This is a genomic window from Pontibacter brevis (assembly GCF_054779655.1).
On record NZ_BAAGXV010000006.1, the window covers coordinates 45,730 to 60,505 of the forward strand.

At 50.1% G+C, this 14,776-nt stretch carries 15 protein-coding genes; 12 read left to right on the plus strand and 3 right to left on the minus strand.

All coding sequences use genetic code 11. The features are described from left to right. Window positions 1-94: 94 nt before the first annotated feature. The 3 genes from ACYVB1_RS00985 to ACYVB1_RS00995 all read left to right on the plus strand — a co-directional run bounded on the left by ACYVB1_RS00985 (window position 95) and on the right by ACYVB1_RS00995 (window position 3,477). The gene (locus tag ACYVB1_RS00985) at window positions 95-775 is read left to right on the plus strand and encodes a hypothetical protein (protein ID WP_460919568.1); all 681 of its coding nucleotides are present in this window, start codon (window positions 95-97) and stop codon (window positions 773-775) included. Window positions 776-1,115: 340 nt separating this feature from the next. Beyond that, window positions 1,116-2,219, plus strand: a complete 1,104-nt coding sequence (locus tag ACYVB1_RS00990) for a sulfatase-like hydrolase/transferase (protein WP_460919571.1) — start codon at window positions 1,116-1,118, stop codon at window positions 2,217-2,219. A gap of 133 nt (window positions 2,220-2,352) precedes the next feature. Further along, on the plus strand, window positions 2,353-3,477 hold the full coding sequence (locus ACYVB1_RS00995) for a hypothetical protein (protein WP_460919573.1): 1,125 nt from the start codon (window positions 2,353-2,355) through the stop codon (window positions 3,475-3,477). A gap of 55 nt (window positions 3,478-3,532) precedes the next feature. Here ACYVB1_RS00995 and ACYVB1_RS01000 read toward each other — a convergent pair whose 3' ends face one another. The 3 genes from ACYVB1_RS01000 to ACYVB1_RS01010 all read right to left on the minus strand — a co-directional run bounded on the left by ACYVB1_RS01000 (window position 3,533) and on the right by ACYVB1_RS01010 (window position 6,488). Then, window positions 3,533-5,413 (minus strand): ABC-F family ATP-binding cassette domain-containing protein, encoded by a 1,881-nt coding sequence (locus ACYVB1_RS01000; RefSeq protein ID WP_460919575.1) that lies wholly within the window; start codon window positions 5,411-5,413, stop codon window positions 3,533-3,535. A gap of 92 nt (window positions 5,414-5,505) precedes the next feature. Continuing rightward, window positions 5,506-5,895, minus strand: a complete 390-nt coding sequence (locus ACYVB1_RS01005; protein ID WP_460919577.1) for an SPW repeat protein — start codon at window positions 5,893-5,895, stop codon at window positions 5,506-5,508. An 89-nt stretch (window positions 5,896-5,984) separates the two neighbouring features. Next, the gene (locus ACYVB1_RS01010) at window positions 5,985-6,488 is read right to left on the minus strand and encodes an RDD family protein (RefSeq protein WP_460919579.1); all 504 of its coding nucleotides are present in this window, start codon (window positions 6,486-6,488) and stop codon (window positions 5,985-5,987) included. 297 nt (window positions 6,489-6,785) lie between these two features. Here ACYVB1_RS01010 and murI point away from each other — a divergent pair, with 297 nt between their 5' ends. The 9 genes from murI to nuoK all read left to right on the plus strand — a co-directional run bounded on the left by murI (window position 6,786) and on the right by nuoK (window position 14,772). Then, window positions 6,786-7,601: a glutamate racemase gene (gene murI, locus ACYVB1_RS01015; protein WP_460919581.1), complete on the plus strand. Its 816-nt coding sequence runs from the start codon at window positions 6,786-6,788 to the stop codon at window positions 7,599-7,601. A gap of 152 nt (window positions 7,602-7,753) precedes the next feature. Next, the gene (locus ACYVB1_RS01020; protein WP_460919583.1) at window positions 7,754-8,302 is read left to right on the plus strand and encodes a hypothetical protein; all 549 of its coding nucleotides are present in this window, start codon (window positions 7,754-7,756) and stop codon (window positions 8,300-8,302) included. 33 nt (window positions 8,303-8,335) lie between these two features. Then, a complete protein-coding gene (locus tag ACYVB1_RS01025) occupies window positions 8,336-9,514 on the plus strand; it encodes a glutathionylspermidine synthase family protein (RefSeq protein ID WP_460919585.1) in 1,179 nt (392 codons plus the stop codon). Window positions 9,515-9,516: 2 nt separating this feature from the next. After that, window positions 9,517-10,653 carry a glycerate kinase gene (locus ACYVB1_RS01030; RefSeq protein ID WP_460919587.1) on the plus strand — a complete coding sequence of 379 codons (1,137 nt, stop codon included), beginning with the start codon at window positions 9,517-9,519 and terminating at the stop codon, window positions 10,651-10,653. Window positions 10,654-10,671: 18 nt separating this feature from the next. Next, entirely contained in the window at window positions 10,672-12,030 is a 1,359-nt protein-coding gene (locus ACYVB1_RS01035; RefSeq protein WP_460919589.1) for a GntP family permease, read from the plus strand. Window positions 12,031-12,185: 155 nt separating this feature from the next. Next, complete coding sequence (locus ACYVB1_RS01040; protein WP_460919591.1) at window positions 12,186-13,289, plus strand: complex I subunit 1/NuoH family protein; 1,104 nt, start codon at window positions 12,186-12,188, stop codon at window positions 13,287-13,289. After that, window positions 13,286-13,900, plus strand: coding sequence for a NuoI/complex I 23 kDa subunit family protein (locus ACYVB1_RS01045; protein ID WP_460919593.1), 615 nt, complete (start codon window positions 13,286-13,288; stop codon window positions 13,898-13,900). The genes ACYVB1_RS01040 and ACYVB1_RS01045 overlap by 4 nt, the downstream gene beginning before the upstream one ends. Window positions 13,901-13,945: 45 nt before the next feature. After that, a complete protein-coding gene (locus ACYVB1_RS01050; protein ID WP_460919595.1) occupies window positions 13,946-14,458 on the plus strand; it encodes an NADH-quinone oxidoreductase subunit J family protein in 513 nt (170 codons plus the stop codon). A gap of 2 nt (window positions 14,459-14,460) precedes the next feature. After that, the gene (gene nuoK, locus ACYVB1_RS01055) at window positions 14,461-14,772 is read left to right on the plus strand and encodes an NADH-quinone oxidoreductase subunit NuoK (RefSeq protein ID WP_377483666.1); all 312 of its coding nucleotides are present in this window, start codon (window positions 14,461-14,463) and stop codon (window positions 14,770-14,772) included. Window positions 14,773-14,776 lie beyond the last annotated feature (4 nt).

The following is a 14,776-nucleotide window of genomic DNA, read 5'->3' on the forward strand; positions in this document are numbered from 1 at the left end:
GCTTACAGAACTTTGTGCGACTGTTTAAACAAAGTGCCCGCTTCTGGTGTAAACAATAGAGTTCAACAAAGTATGGAATACCATATAATGGATTATGGAAGATAAGTTAGATGATATCATAAATGGACTTCACCAAAAGTCCAAGACAAAGCAGGCCATTTACCGGAACACCAAAGAAACGTTTAACCGCATGAAGGAGATTTCGCAGGATCTGGTAGAGGAGCTTACATATAGAATAACCAGGTTGGATGGTGATGTTATTATCGAATACCGAAACGTAGGAGAGCATGAGTTCCAGATAAAGTTCTCCGGCGATTTGCTTGTGTTTGTGATGCACTCCAACATCATCACGTTTCCGGATGATTACGAAATCATGCGAAGCAATTATGTGGAGGAAGATTTCCGGCGCAGGTTCTTCGGGCATATCATGGCCTATAATTTCATGGCCGATACCATCAAATACAATCGCCTGGACGACCCCGGCTACCTGGTAGGGCGCATGCTCGTTAACATAGACAGGCATTTCTGTATTGAGGGCGTAAAGCAGCTGGACTTGCCGAAAGACAAAATATCCAACATTGCGGAGAACAGGGTGACCGATAAGGCCTTGCGCGTAATAGTGGAAAGCGCTATGGTTGCCGCTGTAAACAATGACCTGATGGGGCAGGACGTAAGTGATATTGAGCGCATTACGCTAAAGCAGAAACTGGAAAACACCCACCTGACGAAGCCACGCAAACTTGGTTTCCAAATCAGCCATGAACTGACGCATTAAGCGCAGCAGTTATAAGAGCAGAGCCCGGTTTAATCAGCCGGGCTTTGTTTGTTTATGAGTCGCCCGATAAGCTTTATCCATGGCAGCTCAGGAAAAAACTCTTCTCGAAAAGATGTTATAGAGGGAGCTCTTTTGCAGTCCTTCCAAAGCTTATTTAGTTCAACCACGCCTTTAGTAGCTCATCTTATCCCAGTATGTAATAGCTATGTCTGAACATGTTCAGGGAGTTATAGGCGGACTGCTGCTTTCTTTTCTGAGCATCTGATGCCGGAATTTATATATTATTCGTATATTAATTTAGTATTATTAAAGAAGAGGCCTCGCTTAAACCACTACCGAGATGAACTTGCTAACTTTCACGAACAACAAGAGCGGAAAGGTCAGTTCCGGTGGAAGACGCTTTTTAGCGGCGCTGGTGGTATTGCTGATCTGCGCGGCACCTCGGTCAGCCACAAAACTGGCACAGAATAAGCCGTTGCGAACAAAGAATGTTGTAATCGTAGTTATTGATGGCCCCCGTTACTCTGAAACCTGGGATGTTATGCCCGGGCTTATCCCGAATATGTCCAAGAAGCTGAAAGGAAAAGGCAGCTTTATAACGAACTTCTACAACGATGCATACACCTACACTAATTCCGGCCACGCGGCAATCACGACGGGTGTAAACCAAGCGATAGACAACTACGGCAACGAACTCCCTGCCAACCCCTCTGTATTTCAGTACTTCCTGAAGCAATCCGGCAAGCCTGCAACCGCTGCCTGGATTGTTTCCAGCAAAGATAAACTGCACATATTGGCCGATACCCAACGGCCGGACTGGCAGGGAACTTACCAGCCATCTATCAATGTGGGAGTTAATGGCCCTGGAACCGGTTACCGGGCTTACTCCCTCACCCTGGAAGAAGCCAAACGTGTGCTGACCTCAAACAGGCCCAACCTGATGCTAATCAACTTTATGGAGCCCGATGGCTATGCGCATGCCGGAAACTCAGAAAACTACCTGAGGGGGATTTCCAGGAGCGACAGGTACGTAAAGCAGCTTTGGGATTTCCTAAACAAGGATTCCTTCTATAAAAACAAAACCACACTTATCATAACCAACGACCATGGCCGCCACCTCGACGAAGTAGACGGTGGTTGGATGGAGCACGGAGACAATTGTGCAGGATGCGAGAAAATAAGTTTTCTGGCACTGGGGCCAGATTTTAAAAGGGGCAGCGTGATAGAGAAGCGGTACACCCTGGTTGATATTGCTCCCACAGTTGCCCGCTTGCTTCAGTTTAAGATGGACCCGGCAGTTGTCGTGCCAAGGCCTGACACCACGGTGGTGAAGTTAGCCATGCATTCTACAGCAGAAGTACCGGGAGCGGACTCTATACATATCGTGATGAAGATGGACACGACAGTACTGAAGGGGCAGGTAATAAAAGAATTGTTCAGGTAAGGCCGCATGCTGCTTTCAGCCATACCAATGCCAAACGCTCCTCCATCTCTGTAAGAATATACACCACCTCATTTTACATCCTGTTTGATAAACTATAACAGGGAAGGCACTAGGTAATTAAAGAATAGCAGATATGAAAAAGCACGCTTTTGGTTTCCTTGTCAGCATGGTGTTACTACTGCCCCTGCAGGTTCAGGCACAGGTTAAAACAGCTGTATTTCCTGTTGCGCCACCCGATTCGGTAGAGGAGGGGCAGTATGAGCCAAATCCTTTATTTGAAAACGAAGAGGTGTTCCGGTTTAAAATCAGGATGGATATGAAGACTGTGCTGAGGGACCGGGGGGAGGAGAGAGGCTACCATCCTGCTGTTCTCTCCTATACAGATGATGAAGGCAAAGAGGTTTCAGAAGCTTTGAAGATCATGGTGCGGGGCAACCGGCGCCGCGATCCTACCGTGTGTGAATTTCCGCCCCTGATGCTCAACTTTTCCCGTGAAACAGTTGAAAACACGGTGTTCGGCAAGGTGAACAAACTGAAACTAGTGACCCACTGTGTTGGAGAGGAGTTTGTGCTTCGGGAGTACCTGGTGTATAAGCTTTATAACACCATGACCGAGCAAAGCTTTCGTGTGAGGCTCTGCCAGATAGACTATGAAGATGTGCAGGGCAAAAGAAAAACGGAGCGAAGGTATGGCTTCCTGCTTGAAAACGATGACGACGTGGCCAGGAGAAACCGGGGAGAGGCTGTACAGAAAGACCTGGTTGTAAGAATGAACGGAACAAATGAGCTGGCAATGGTACGGGTAGCGTTTTTTCAGTACATGATCGGTAACACGGACTGGTCAGTGCCCTTCCGCCACAACATTAAGCTTGTATCCCTCGATTCGCTGAATGCTCCTATCCCGGTACCGTATGATTTTGACTATTCGGGTATTGTGTCGACGCCTTATGCGGTACCTCCACCTGAACTGGGCATTACTTCCGTACGCCAGCGGCTGTTCAGGGGCTATCAGTTTCCGGACTCGACTTACAAAAAAGTTTTGGATGTTTTTAACAGGCACAAACCAAATTTTTATGCAGTGTACCAGCAAAGTGAGCTGATAGATGAAAAATACCGGAAGCGAACGCTTCAATTCCTGGATGACTTTTATCAAACCATCAACAGCCCCAAGTTATTTCATAACAGCATCGTACGGGTAGGCGAGCAAAATATGAAAGGCGGTGGAGTTGTGATCAGGGGGCTAAATAACATGCCCTGAGACTTTCAACCAGTCTCAGGGTATGCTGCTGTACTTTATTAATGTGCCCGAGAGCTTACATTAGCTCTGAAAGCTCCAGCCAGCGGAATTCTTTTTCCTCCAAGGCCTCGTTGATGTTCTCCAGTTCAGTAGCCCAGGCGGTCAGTTGCTCATGGTCTGTGGTGGTGCCAGCATTCATCGTTTCAATCAGCTCGGCTTTGCGGCTCTCCAGCTTCGCGATGTCCTTTTCGAGCTGCTCATACTCCTTTTGCTCTGCATAAGAAGGCTTGCGCTTGCTGTTTGGCTGTTCTGCCTTCTTGGCGGGTGCTGCCACAACAGGAGCGGCGGCGGCTTTCTTTGCCTCTTCCTGCTCCTGCTCTTTCTGCCACTCACGGTAGTCGGTGTAGTTGCCCGGGAAGTTACGGATCTTACCTTCGCCCTCAAACACGAACAGGTGCTCCACCAGCTGGTCCATAAAGTAGCGGTCGTGGCTCACGATAAGCAGGCAACCTCCGAAATTGAGAAGAAAATCTTCCAGGATGTTCAGCGTAATGATGTCCAGGTCGTTGGTAGGCTCATCCAGAATCAGGAAGTTCGGGTTCTTGATGAGAACTCGCAGTAGCTGCAGGCGGCGCTTCTCGCCTCCGCTCAGCTTGCTAACAAAGGTGTACTGCTGTGGTGGGGCAAACTGAAAGTGCTGCAGAAACTGGCTGGCTGTGATGACCTCGCCATTTGCCATTTCCACCACTTCGGCAATCTCTTTTACAATATCTATCACCCGCTGATCTTCCTTATACGTCAGTTCATCCTGGGTATAATATCCAATAACCGTCGTCTGGCCCGGATCTATGGTGCCTGCATCAGGCTGTATCTTGCCCGTCAGCATGTTCAGGAAAGTGGATTTGCCGGCTCCGTTAGGGCCTACAATGCCGATTCTGTCTTTCTTCTTGAATACGTAAGTAAAGTCATCCACAATCTTCTTCTCGCCGAAAGATTTGGAGATGTGCTCTACCTCAATAATTTTACCGCCCTGCCGGGTGGTTTTTACTGATAGCTCCAATTGCGGTCCGGCGGTTTTCTTAGCGGCTTTCTCCTTTAGTTCCTCAAACGCGTCTACTCTATACTTTGCTTTGGTGCCCCTTGCTTTTGGCATGCGCCGAATCCACTCCAGCTCTTTGCGCATCAGGTTACGGGCTTTTTCTGTTTCGGCTGCGGCAGCCTCCTCACGCTCCGTCTTCTTCTCAATAAAATAGTTGTAGTTGCCCTTATAGGTGAAAATCTCTCCGTTGTCGAGTTCCGCTATCTCGTTGGCCACTTTGTCCAGGAAATAGCGGTCGTGGGTTACCATCAGCAGCGTTGTATTCTGTGTCGACAGCATGCCTTCCAGCCATTCAATGGTGTCGAGATCCAGGTGGTTGGTTGGCTCGTCCATTATCAGCAGATCCGGCTCCTCTATCAGCACACGGGCCATGGCCACACGCTTGCGCTGCCCGCCAGATAAGTTCTTAACTACTGCGTCCAGGTTATTGATGCCCAGTTTGGAGAGTACCTGCTTTACCTTCACCTCGAAATCCCAGGCCTGCAGCTCATCCATGCGCTCCATCAGTTCCTGCATTTTTTCGGCGCTGGTGTTCGGATTAGCCATAGCTGCCTCATAGTCGCGTATCAGGTCCAGCGTCTCGTTCTGGCCGGAAAAGATATTCTGGTGCACTGTCAGCTCCTCATTAAACATAGGGTTCTGGCCAAGGTAGCCAATACTAATCTCCTTGCGCACACTTACGCTCCCTTCATCAGGAGGCAGGTGACCTGCCAGTACATTAAGCAAGGTCGTTTTTCCAGAGCCGTTCACGCCCACTAAAACAATGCGCTGACCCTGGCTAATGCCGAAATTCAGGTTTTTGAAAAGCCAGCGTTCGCCGAAGCTCTTCGATATATTTTCTGCTGATAGGTAATTCATACTGCAAATTTAGCTATTAATCTGCTCAGGTGCAGGCAAAATAAAACAGGCTGACCCATTGGCCAGCCTGTTTTAAATGTAGCTTCTTATTATTAGCGTACTGTTTCGCGCTGTGTATGTTCTCTTCTGTAAGATTCGCTTGGTACACGGTGTGTAGTAAGCGAAGAAAGAATGGCAAATACACCGCCAATAAGGTGTGGTCTGTAAACCTCTTCGGCAAAGCCGAACATCCATGGTGACAAGGCTAGGATAACACCCATACCGAAGTCAATCATCAGGTGTGTCTGCATAGGAATTTTATGCACAATGCCCACTTCAAAATCAGTCAACACCGTCATAACAAGCGCTGCAATACCAGCCGCTACTATTGTCCATGTAGCATACGCTACATCAGAAAAGCCAAATAACCATGGGGAAATTATTAATACCAGCCCCACTACATAATCTAATATCCCGTGAAAACGGGTTGGAATAAATCTCATAATAATCCTCCTTTCAGTTTGTTGTAATACACGTTTATACGATGAAACAAAAAAATGGAGGTGATTAAGTGCAATTTTTTAGCTAATTGCTAGTCGGTTACTACCACTGTGCGGGAGAGATAATCGTGTAAGGTTTGCTTGCGGCGTGTAGAGAGCAGCAGCAGGAAGCCGAGGCACAAGGGTATGATGGAAACCAACTTTGAAAAGTAACGGAGATTGGCCTGTGCAAAATTGATGCGCTTGCCCCGTAGGTCAGTTACCCGCAGCCCCAGCGTAAATTTACCAATGGTGGCCTGCTTCTGAGACGACTGCAGTACAGTATAATAGAGCCAGTGCATTACCAGGAAGTAAGGGTTGAGGAAAAGTATTTTGCTTAAGCCATACAATTCCTCAAAACTGATCCCGTTCTGGAAAACATCCTGCCAGGTATATACCTGGTGAGGCGCATCACTGACTCCGTATAGAACAAAAGAATAAGAGAAGAAAAGCAGTGTCGTGTCTACCAGAAAGGCGATGAGCCGTGCTGTGAGGTTGCCATATAAAGCAGCTTTTTTTACTGTAGGTGCCGGTAGCGTAAATGTTCTCTGCTGCATAACACGGTTGATGTTTACTTTGTCAGACTGCCCTATTCAATACACTATATGCTTCTAGCATACCTCAGCCTTAACTTATCTTTCTGGCTGAACTAACTGGTGTTGGAAATCAATTCTAAATTAAAATTATTGATTTAAAGCAACAAATATTTACACATAATTAATTTTATGGCAGGTAGTATGGTATCTATGCTTATGTTAGTTTCACTTTTCTGATGGGAGGTTAAATATGAGTGAGCAAACCTGTTTTATAAGGGAAGGTGGCATTTGAAAGCATTTTAACTAAATTCGCTCCCTATGGTTCAGGATAAGAAAGAGAGCCCCATCGGTATTTTCGATAGCGGCATTGGCGGACTGACAGTTGCGCAAGCGATCATTAATGTGTTGCCGAATGAGCGCCTCGTGTACTTCGGCGACACTGCCCACTTACCTTATGGCGATAAGTCTACCGCTGCTATACAGTCGTATGCCGTTAAAATCTGCGATTTGCTTATAAGGCAGAGCTGTAAATTGATTTTAATTGCCTGTAACTCGGCCTCCGCTGCGGCTTATGAGCTGGTAAAGGAGTATGTCGGAAGCAAAGCAAAGGTGTTGAATGTAATTGACCCCATTGTGCAGCACATCGGGCAAACCTACCCAAACAAAACCATTGGCCTGATAGGCACCAAGCAGACGGTAAACTCGAATGTTTACCGGAAAAAGGTGGATGAACTGGATGCCGCTATCCACTTAAAGTCGCATGCAACGCCTTTGCTGGCAGCTATGATAGAGGAAGGCTTCTTTAACGACTCTATTTCGGAAAATGTCATCCACACCTACTTGTCAGATCCTGATTTGCAGGGCATAGAGGCACTCATACTCGGCTGCACGCATTACCCGCTTATCAAAAAGCAGATTGAGCGTTTTTACGAAGGGGAAGTGGATGTGCTGGATGCCAGCCAGATTGTGGCACAGCATGTAAAGACCTATCTGGAGCAGCAGGGGTTGGCTTCTGAGAAACTGGTAGGAGACCATAAATTCTACGTTTCTGACTTTACCCGCTCATTTGAAGAGAGCACCCGTATTTTCTTTAAGCGCCAGGTGAACCTGGAGCATTACCCACTGTGGGAATAAGAAGATGTTTTGAGCTGCTGTAGGGTAACAAAACAGACAACCGTAGTATCCTGAGGTGAAGCTGAAGGGAAAAGCACTGGTCTAACCGGGCTATAAAGGAGCAGTTTTCCGTACAAGGTAAACCTGCCTACAAGAACAGAAAGACATAGATTATGAAAAAACGATACCTCTCTATTGGCGACTTCAAGCGGAATGCCTTTATCGTGGCCGCCGCCGCTTGCATGGGCCTGAGCAGCTGCAGCAACAATTCTAATCAGGATGAATGGAATGCCGACAGCGAAGTAGCCGTGCCGGACGGCATTGTGACAGAGCTGACGGAGGAAGCCCCGGACCAGTGGAAAATAACGGATGAGCGCACGACGGCGCCCGGGCAGAGCATGGCCATTCTGAAACACAATGACGGTAGGGTAGACACCCTGCAGGGGCTGGAGCTGGAAAACCAGATGAAGGCGATTGCTGAAAACCAACAAACCTATCAGCAGGGTGGTTTTGGCCTGGGCAGCGTGCTCTGGTGGAGCGGAATGGGCTTTATGGCGGGCCGGATGATGGCGCCACGCCCTGCTTATTATGCCAACCCGAACCTGATTAACCGCACCGACAGCTGGCGCCAGAATGTGCAGAGCTACCGACAGCGCACCACAGCGCCTACCTCAGGCCGAAGTGGCTTCTTCAGGGGCCGCAGCGGTGGGGCGGGAGCATAAAACTGTACGCGAAGGAAAAACACACAATAAACTATGGGAAAGAAAACCGTACGCCTGACTACACATACAGGCGACGTGGAAACTGCCGTGCGCGGCTTGGGCTGGGAGTGGTGCGTGGAAGATGGCTGTGCGAATTATGTACCCGGTGAGGCCGTGGTGATAGCAGAGAAAGAGGCAGATGCTTTATTAGATGCTGCCAACACGCTGTATGATATGATGGTGCAGGCAGTGCCGGATGATCTGCCGGATGCGTTTCTGCAAGTGTTAGGCATACCCGAGAACTTGTGGCAACTGGTGCGGCAGTCCTGGAACGATGAGCGGCACTGGCACCTCTATGGGCGCTTTGACCTGGCGCAGACGCCGGAAGGGCCAAAGCTGATAGAATTCAATGCCGATACGGCTACCTCTATACCAGAAACTGCTGTGGTGCAGTGGGCGAGTTTGGCCGCTGCCGGTAAAAACGATGCCAACCAGTACTCTGGCTTATACGAAGCGCTGGTAGAGCAGCTTAAGACCTGGCGCATGCTCAACGACGATCTCCCGCCTCTTTTGCTTCTGACCTATATCGGTGCTAGTGCCGAGGACGAAACTAACTGCGCCGTAATTGCCCAGGCTGCCCGTGAGGCCGGTTTTGATGCGCACCTGTGTCCCATTGAGGATCTTACAGTTTCCACGGAAGGCGCCGAGAAAGGGGTGTGGGCGCAGGTTGGGGCAGAGCAGTGGCAGCAGTATCCGTTCCTGTTCAAGCTACTGCCCTGGGAGCAGATTGCCTGGGAAGAGCCTGAGCTGCTTGAGAGCCTGGCGCTGCTTTCCCGCACCCGCAACCTGGTGATAGCCAACCCAGCTTATACCTTGCTTTTTCAGAGTAAAGGAATGCTGGCCTGGCTCTGGAAGGCTTTTCCTTACCACCCGCTGCTACTGGAGGCTGATTTAGAACCGCTTAGTGGCAAATATATCCGCAAGCCTTACTTTGGCCGCGAAGGGCAGAGTGTGGAGGTAGTGGACAGAGTGCGCCTCACAAAAGTAGAAGGAGAATACGATGACCAGAAACAGGTGTACCAGCGCTGGTGCGAATTAGCCGAAGATGGTAACGGGTACCAGTACCAGGCAGGCGTATTCTGGTCAGGAGAAGGTTGCGCCATTGGCTTCCGCCGCGAGAAAGGCATCATCACCAACCTGTCGCAGTTTGTGCCGCATCTGGTGGAGGGGTAGTTATGAAAGTTGTTGTTGCCCCGGATTCATATAAAGGAAGCCTGCCTGCAAAGGAAGTTGGCCTTATAATCAAGGAAGCGTTCGAACTTGAAATACCGGAGGCGGAGGTGGTTACAGTTCCGATGGCCGATGGAGGGGAAGGCACGCTGGATGCATTGATTTTTGCCACGAAGGGTAAAAAAATAGTGACAACAGCCACAGGACCTTTAGGTAAACAGGTTGCAACGAGCTACGGAATTCTAGGCAACGGCAAAACAGCAGTGATTGAAATGGCCCAGGTAGCAGGTTTGCCTATGGTGCCGGGAGACAAACGCAATCCCGAACTTACGACTACCTTCGGCGTGGGCGAACTGATGGTTGCTGCCTTAGAGAAAGGTATCCGCTCTTTTATTATCGGTTTAGGGGGAAGCGCCACAAACGATGGGGGGCTTGGCATGCTGCAAGCACTGGGAGCGGCTTTCCTGGATCAGGAAGGAAAAGAGGTAAAGCCGGTTGGGGCATCGCTGCAGGAAATCACGAGTGTAGATTTTACGAACCTTCACCCAAAGTTGAAGGGCAGCCGAATCAGGGTTGCCAGCGATGTGGAAAACCCGTTATGCGGAGAAAGGGGAGCCTCCAGTACTTTTGGTCCACAAAAGGGAGCCACAGAAGAGCAGGTAAAGGCTTTGGATGAGGGAATGAGGAAGTATGCCGGTCTGGTAGAGACGCAGTTACATCTAAAATTGCAGGATACACCCGGTGCGGGTGCTGCAGGAGGCTTAGGATTTGGTTTGCTGGCTCTGGGTGCCGAAATCATATCAGGTTCACAGGTGATAGCCGAAGCATCAGGCCTGGAAAATCAAATAAAAGAAGCGGATTGGGTGATAACCGGGGAGGGGCAGAGTGATTTTCAGACGCTGTATGGCAAGGCGCCCTTCTTCGTGGCCAACCTGGCTAAGAAACATGGAGTGGGCACCATCCTGTTATCAGGAGGGTTGGGGAAAGGGCATGAGCAACTGCTGGAGCATTTTGTGAGCTGCCATTCCATTGTCAACGCCCCGATGCCCCTGGAGCAGGCCATCGTCAATGCTCAACCCCTTTTGCTGTCCTGTGCCCGAAACATTGCGCGCCTGTTGAAGAAGGCGTTTCAACCTAAATAACCTGCTGATAACACGCGAATGGTACAAGGTCCTTTGCTTTTCCTGATTTTGCTGCTGGGGGTAGGGTTTATCGTGCTGGCGACTGCCAAATTCAAGCTTCATCCGTTCTTAAGTTTGCTTATAGCAGCCTTTGCTGTGGGTATAGCCGCTGGCCTGCCTCTGAACAAGGTTGTAGCAGCAGTAAATGAAGGCTTTGGCGGCTTGATGAGCTATATCGGGATTGTGATAGTGGCAGGTACGGTTATCGGGAAAATTCTGGAAAAGTCAGGGGCTGCTCTGCGGATGGCGGAAGTGGTACTACGGGTGGTAGGGGAGAAACGGCCACAGCTGGCCATGTCCCTGATTGGAGCTATTGTAAGTATACCGGTGTTCTGCGATTCTGCCTTTGTGATACTGGCCAGCCTGAAGAAAGCACTGGCGCACCGGGCGCAGGTTCCCCTGGCTTCTATGGCCATTGCCCTTGCAACAGGTTTGTATGCCACCCATACCCTGGTTCCGCCAACACCGGGGCCCATTGCAGCCGCTGGTAACATCGGAGCCAGTGGCTATCTCGGCACCATTATACTCATAGGTTTGGTTGTATCTGTTCCCGTGATGGCCGTTGGTTACTTCTGGGCGGTTAAAGTAGCGGCTACAGTCAAAATAGAAGGAGAGGACGAGGTGGCCTATAGCTATGAGGAGGTGGTGCGGGAGTTCGGGCAGCTGCCTTCCACCGCAAAAGCTTTTACACCCATTTTCCTCCCCATCCTCTTAATAGGCATTGGCTCAGTTGTAAGCTACCTGCAGTACACAGGAAGCATCGCCAGTTTTCTCCTCTTCCTGGGCACGCCCGTCGTTGCCCTGCTCATCGGTGTGTTTGCCGCTTTCCCGCTATTGCCGGAGTGGAACGAGGAAACACTAAGTGGCTGGATAGGCGAGGGCCTTAAAGACGCAGCCATTATTCTGCTGCTGACAGGTGCAGGAGGTGCTTTTGGCTCCGTTATCAAAGCGACTCCTGTCGCAGATTTAATCCAAGGATTCGCCGGTGGCGGGGCCCTGAACGGCGCCTTCATTTTGCTCATTCCTTTCTTTGTGGCTGCGGCTTTAAAAACAGCACAAGGCTCTTCTACAGCGGCCCTGGTTATTACCTCAGCACTTGTGGCGCCCATGCTGGCGCAGGCAGGCATTGCAGGTGCAGTGCCTTTAGCCCTGGTGGTGATGGCCATAGGAGCCGGCGCTATGGCCGTCAGTCACGTCAACGACAGCTACTTCTGGGTAGTAACGCAATTCAGCGGCTTGAAAGTAACGGATGCGTACAAGGCGCATACCATGGCTACCCTCATGCAGGGCATCGTCGCCATAGTGGTTACCATGCTGCTGTGGTTTACTTTCGTTTGATGCATATGGTGTGATATGTACAGTAAGGGGCAGGCCAGGTGCATCCTGATGCTGTTATCTCCTGATTTTCTCAAAATCTCAATTACCACTCCTCCTTATTAGCACATTCGCATATTAACCCCTAACTTTGCTTTCTTAAAACAACCTGAACGCTTATGCTTGCTTTCCTGCTGACACTTATGCTCTTACTCGGAGTGGTAATTGTGCTGGCGTATGCAGAACGGAAGGTGGCGGCCTTCATGCAGGACCGCCTGGGGCCGACTGAAGCCGGGCCGTATGGCTCGCTGCAGGCGGTGCTGGATGTGCTTAAGCTGTTGCAGAAAGAAGACATTGTGCCTGCGCAGGCTGATAAAAGCCTTTTTAAGATGGCACCCATTCTTATTTTTGCTGCTGTTTTTGCTGGCTTTGCGGTTATTCCTTTCACACCGACCATGGTGCCTGCGGGTATCGGCATTGGTGTGTTCTACCTGCTTGCCATTATTTCACTGGATGTGATTGGGCTGCTGATGGCGGGTTGGGGATCTAATAATAAGTATGCTATGCTGGGAGCAATGCGATCAGTGGCGCAGATTGTTTCCTATGAGATTCCGGCCGGGCTGGCTATTCTGTCCGCTGTAATGATTAGCCAGTCGCTCGACTTTCAGGAAATAAGTTACCAGCAGGGCGTGCTGATGAATGCATTCCCGGGGATGGGGTACGATACGAACTGGCTATTCGGTATAGAGGCCTTGGGCATCGACACGACCAACATCGGGGGCATCACCACCTGGAACATCTTCCGGGCACCGATGCTGCTGGTGGCTTTTGTCATATACTTTATCGCATCCCTGGCTGAAAGTAACCGGGCACCCTTCGATATTCCGGAGGCAGAGTCAGAGCTGGTGGCAGGTTTCCACGTGGAATACTCCGGCTTTCGTTTTGCGGTGCTTTTCCTGGCCGAGTACAGCATGATGGTGTTGGTGTGCCTGGTGGCAGTTATCCTTTTTCTGGGTAGCTGGAACACGCCACTCCCGAATATAGGCCCTGTTACGCTTGCCAATTGGACAACCGGCACTATTGGCGAAATTTCCGGGAACTTATGGGCGGCTTTCTGGTTGATCTCCAAAACTTTTGTGCTGCTGTTTGTGCAACTGTGGGCCCGCTGGACGTACCCGCGCCTTCGCGTGGACCAGCTCATGTACCTCTGTTGGAAAGTGCTGACACCGGTAGCCCTGGTGGTTGTGCTCTTGGCAGGCATATGGCGATTACTAATGATATGAATACGATAAAGAAAGAAGCATATAAACATAAAAGAGGGTTCTGGCACGTGGTGAAGTCGCTGGTAAGCGGTGCCCGCCTGACGCTGCGCCATTTCTCCAATGCCAACAAGCGTCGCAAACCGGTGTATGTGACGGACGACAGCTATTTTAAGCAACCGGATGGTCTGGCCACGCTCACATACCCGTACGAGGCGCTACCCATACCTGACAACGGCCGCTATCGCCTGCACAACGAGATTGAAGATTGTATTGTGTGTGACCTTTGCGCAAAGGTGTGCCCGGTGAACTGTATCACCATCGAGTCGGTGAAGGCAACAGAAGACATCGGCGTAACTTCCGACGGAACAAAAAAGCGCTTGTATGCGCCGGTGTTTGACATCGACATGGCAAAATGCTGCTACTGCGGCCTTTGCACCACCGTGTGCCCTACCGACTGCCTTACCATGACACCGGTATATGATTTCAGTGAGGTAGACATCAAGAATATGGTTTACCACTTCACCGATTTATCGCCGGAGCAGGCACAGGAAAAGCAGCGTCTGTTCGAAAAGCAGCAGGAGGAAATGGCCGCTGCAAAAGCTGCGGCACTGGCAGCGAGGAAGTCGGCTTAAATGCGGGGTTCTTTCAATAGCAATATTAACTGATAACTGAAAAGCATGCTTTTCTACATTTTTGCCTTACTGGCAGTACTTTCTGGGGGGTATATGGTGCTGACGCGCAACCTGCTGTATGCAGGCTTTTCGCTGCTGATTACCCTGTTGAGCGTGGCCGGAATCTACGTGCTGCTGTTCGCTGACTTTGTGGCGGTTACGCAGCTGATGGTTTACGTGGGAGGTGTGCTGGTGCTGATTCTTTTCGGCATTATGCTCAGCAGCCGGGTACACGACCAGTCGGTGCTGTCGGAGAGCGTGAATAAGGTTTGGGGGACGATAATTACGTGTCTGCTGGTGATTGGCCTGTGCTACACCATCCTGCATGCAAACCTGTACATGCTCCCCTGGCTCCAGGCGGCTGACACCGATGTGTTAGGCCTTGAGAAAAGCACAGTACATACTATTGGCATCAAGTTGATGACAGACGTTGTGGTACCTTTTGAGGTTGCCTCGCTGCTCCTGTTGATTGCCCTTATGGGAGCTGCCTATATTGCCACCGATAAACAGAAAGTATAGAGATGGAGGGAGTTCCCTTAGAACATATCCTAATTTTGAGTGCGCTGCTTTTCAGTTTGGGCATACTGGCCGTTATCACGAAGCGGCATGCCGTGGTGGTGCTGATGGGCATCGAACTTATTTTCAACGCCGCCAACCTGAACCTCGTTGCTTTCAGCCGCTTTGACCCGCTGCTCCTGCAGGGCCAGTTGTTTTCACTGTTTGTGATGGTGGTGGCTGCTGCCGAGGCCGCCGTGGCGCTGGCTATTGTGCTGCGCGTGTACCAGCTCTTTAAAACAGCCAATCTGAATCAAATCAATCACCTAAGCAAATAAAAGG